This is a genomic window from Gordonia sp. VNK21, from assembly GCF_046098115.1.
In the GTDB taxonomy this organism is placed as follows: Bacteria; Actinomycetota; Actinomycetes; order Mycobacteriales; family Mycobacteriaceae; genus Gordonia.
Window position 1 is genome coordinate 494330 of record NZ_JBJURU010000001.1, and the last position, 4031, is coordinate 498360.

General features: G+C 70.3%; 2 protein-coding genes and 1 tRNA gene. 2 read left to right on the top strand and 1 reads right to left on the bottom strand.

Annotated elements, in window-relative coordinates:
• Nucleotides 1-114: 114 nt before the first annotated feature.
• Nucleotides 115-188, top strand: a tRNA-Arg gene (locus ACJMNC_RS02465).
• 128 nt (nt 189-316) lie between these two features.
• Here ACJMNC_RS02465 and ACJMNC_RS02470 read toward each other — a convergent pair.
• Nucleotides 317-910: a VOC family protein gene (locus ACJMNC_RS02470; RefSeq protein WP_408946349.1), complete on the bottom strand. Its 594-nt coding sequence runs from the start codon at nt 908-910 to the stop codon at nt 317-319.
• Between the two features lie 264 nt (nt 911-1174).
• Between ACJMNC_RS02470 and ACJMNC_RS02475 the strand changes: the two genes are divergently transcribed.
• Nucleotides 1175-4031: molybdopterin-dependent oxidoreductase (locus tag ACJMNC_RS02475; RefSeq protein WP_408946350.1), on the top strand; the 2857-nt coding region annotated here is incomplete at its 3' end.

The window sequence follows — 4031 nt, forward strand, 5'->3', positions numbered from 1 at the left end:
CGCCGGCTCCTGCCCTCACTCATATAGGGCTGGCTCTCACCTGGTCGTCGTACTCATGGTGTCCACTCTAGGTCGGGATATACTCACTCCCGTCCTCGGCCGCTGCCGGGGCACGCCTCCGTAGCTCAGGTGGATAGAGCAAGGGCCTTCTAATCCCTAGGTCGCAGGTTCGAGTCCTGCCGGGGGCGCCGTCCGCCCGGTCCGGCGGCTGTCGCCAAACTCACTCCCCGGCCCGACGAGAATTTCGGTACCGAAGTACGCACCCCGTGCACACTTCTGTGCCGAAATTCCTGAGGCGGCCGCCGTCGGGACGGGTTCAAGCGGGCAGCACGGTGATGCCGGCGATCGATGCCTCGTCCTGCGGCGCCGGGCTGCGGGCGAGCAGCGCCACCAGATCCGGCGCGTCCGGAGGGCGGGTGAGCCCCTGCTCCGCACGATGTTCGGCACGCATCCGGGCCAGTTCCACCCTCGGCGGCTGATAGGTGATGAAGAACGGGAAGTAGCTCGGCGCGTCCCGGACGTACACCTCGACGAAACCGCCGTTCCGGTCCTCGAACCACACCTCGTCGACCACCACGTCGCGGCCGACGGCCCGCAACTCCTCCGCGGTCGCCCGCGCATCGGGCACGTCCACACCGAAGGTGAGCAGGCCGGGACCGCCGAGCCGATCGATCGCCGGGGTCAGGAGTTCGATGCCACGCGCATACTTCGAGCGGGTCACCGCATCCCAGTCGTCGACGACGGCCAGTTCCACGTACCGCTCGTCGTCGATCCCCCACGCGGCGTTGCGGAACCCGGGCAGGGTGACCGCCGCATGCGTGGTCAGCCCGAGGGCGTCGTAGCCGGCCGTGGCCGACTCCAGGTCGTCCACCCAGTGGATGAGGTGATCGAATGCGGCCCCATCGGTCACGTGCGCCTCCTTCGCCGGATACTTAGGACACCCTAACTCATTGGTCGCTCTCCTCCGGTTCTTCCGGCCGGGTCCGGACCGTCGGTGTCGGGGGCCACATAGGCGGCCGAACCGGTGCTGCGCCACCCGCCGAACCGCCGGCCACCACCGTGACCAGCACCGGACCGCTACTCACATCGCCATCGACCGCACTGTGAGATCGACTTGACCTCGGCGTAATCCACCACTGGCGATGGCGAAACACGACGGCGCCAAGCTGCGAACATGTCCCCGCACGCTGCGCCGCGAATCAGCCCGGCCCCGGCTGCCCCGACGGGCGCAGACGGATCGGCTGCGGGCACCGTCGTGACCGACACCGTCTGCGGCTACTGCGGGGTGGGCTGCGGGCTGCGGCTCGAGACCAAGGACGGGGTGGTCACCTCCTCCAAGGGCACTCCGGATCATCCCGCCAACCGCGGCCGGCTCTGCACCAAGGGCTCGACCACGATCGACCTGCTGCGCGCGCCCGGCCGGCTCGCCACAGCCTTGACCCGCGACTCGCGCGAGCAGCCGCTCGCCCCCACCGACGTCGACGCCGCGATCGACCGGGTCGGCGAACGGCTGCGACACATCCACGAGCAGCACGGCCCCGGCTCCATCGCGCTCTACGTCTCGGGCCAGATGTCGATGGAGGCGCAGTACCTGGCCAACAAGCTGGCCAAGGGCTACCTGCGCACCCACAACATCGAGTCGAACTCGCGGCTGTGCATGGCCAGCGCCGGCACCGGCTACAAGCAGTCCCTCGGCGCGGACGGGCCGCCGGGCAGCTACGAAGACCTCGACCACGCCGACGCCTTCTTCGTGATCGGCGCGAACATGGCCGACTGCCACCCCATCCTGTTCCTGCGGATGATGGACCGGGTCAAGGCCGGCGCCAAGCTGATCGTCGCCGATCCGCGCCGCACCGCCACCGCGGCGAAAGCCGATCTGCACCTGCCGGTGCGACCGGGCACCGATCTGGCCCTGCTCAACGGGCTGCTCCGCCTGATGGTCGACGCCGGGGCGATCGACGACGAGTTCATCGCCGCCCACACCGAGGGCTGGGAGTCGGTGCTCGAACTGCTCGACGACTACCCCGTGGACAAAGTCGCGGCGATCACCGGTGTGGCCGAGGGCGACCTGCGTACCGCCGCCCGCTGGCTGATCGACGCCGACGACTGGGTGAGTCTGTGGACGATGGGCCTGAACCAGTCCGTGCACGGCACCTGGCATACCAATGCCCTGGTCAATCTGCATCTGGCCACCGGCACCATCTGCCGGACCGGCAGCGGACCGTTCTCGCTCACCGGACAGCCCAACGCCATGGGCGGCCGCGAGATGGGCTACATGGGCCCGGGCCTGCCCGGCCAGCGCGTGGCCCTCGACCCGGAGGATCGCCGCTTCACCGAACGGCTCTGGGGACTGCCGGAGGACACCATCCCGGGCACCGCCGGCGGCGGCACCATCGACATGTTCAGCGAGCTGGCCGACGGGAACATCAAGGCGGTCTGGGTGATCTGCACCAATCCGGTGGTCTCGGTGGCCAATCGCAGCCGCGTGATCGACGGTCTGCAGGCTGCGGAATACGTTGTGGTGCAGGACGTCTACGACGGTGTGGAGACCGCGGAGTACGCCGACGCGGTGCTGCCGGCCACGCTCTGGACGGAGTCGCCGGGTGTGATGGTGAACTCGGAGCGCAACCTCACCCTCACCCGCCCCGCCCTGCCGCCGCCCGGCCAGGCGCTGCCCGACTGGCTGCTGATCTGCCGGGTGGCCCGTGCGATGGGCTTCACCGAGGGCTTCGACTTCCCCGATGCGGCGGCGGTCTTCGACGAGATCCGCCGGTTTCACAATCCCCGCACCGGCTGGGATCTGCGCGGTGTGGATCACGACCGGCTGGCGCACGGCCCCGTCCAGTGGCCCGCGCCACCGCAGTCACCCGACCGCAACCCCATCCGCTACCGCAACGACGGGGTGAGCCAGACTCTGTTCATCGACGACGACGGCACCGTCCCGGCGCTGGCCTTCCCCACGCCCAGCAGGCGCGCCCGGTTCCTGGCCCGCCCGTACCTGCCACCGGCCGAGGGTGTGGACGGCGACTATCCGATGCTGCTGACCACCGGCCGGCTCGCCCACCAGTGGCACACGATGACCAAGACCGGCCGGGTGGCCAAGCTCAACAAACTGAATCCGTCGAGCTTCGTCGAGATCCATCCCGACGATGCGGCGCTGCACGGCATCGCCGACGGCGACACGGTGCACCTGGTCTCCCGCCGCGGCGAGGCGAAACTGCCCGCCAAGGTCACCGACGCGATCGTGCCGGGCCTGTGCTTCGTACCCATGCACTGGGGCGACGCGGCCGGCACTCTGCTCGCGGTGAACGCGCTCACCAACGACGCCGTGGATCCGGACTCGCTGCAACCGGAATTCAAGGTCTGCGCGGTATCACTGTGCAAAACCACCTCTCCCGCAACCGAATCGGAGCCGAGGACCGTCACCGACAACGCCCCCGCACCATCCGCCGCGGCGCCGGGCCTCGACTCACTGGTCGCCCTGCTCTCCGGCGGCGCCACCCCCGATCCGTCGGAGGCCGAACGCGCCTATCTGTCCGGTCTGGTCGCCGGCATCGTGGCCAATCCCCCGGCCGACGCCGTCCCGACCATCCCGGCCGCCGCACCGCTGCGCGAGGACACCCGGGCCTGGGCCGACGGCGTGCTGGCCGGCTACTTCTCCCGGACGGCGCTCGCGGGCGGCGCCCCAGCGCTCGCTGCTCCCCCGGGCGGCACCGGTGCGGAGCCGGCCACCACGTCGGGGGAGGTGGCCGGCCCCACCCCGGTGACGGTGGTCTGGGCCTCGCAGACCGGTACCGCCGAGGAGTTCGCGGAGGACTGCGCCGGCCGGCTGACCGACGCCGGCTTCGCGGTCACCCTGACCGGCGCCGAACACGTGGCACCCGATGCCCTGCGCGGGAACATTCTGTTCCTGGTCGCGACGACCGGCGACGGCGACGCCCCGGACAATGCACTGGCGCTGTGGGATTCGCTCGCCACGGCCACCGCCGACGACGTGGCCGATCTGCGTTTCGCAGTACTCGGCTTCGGCG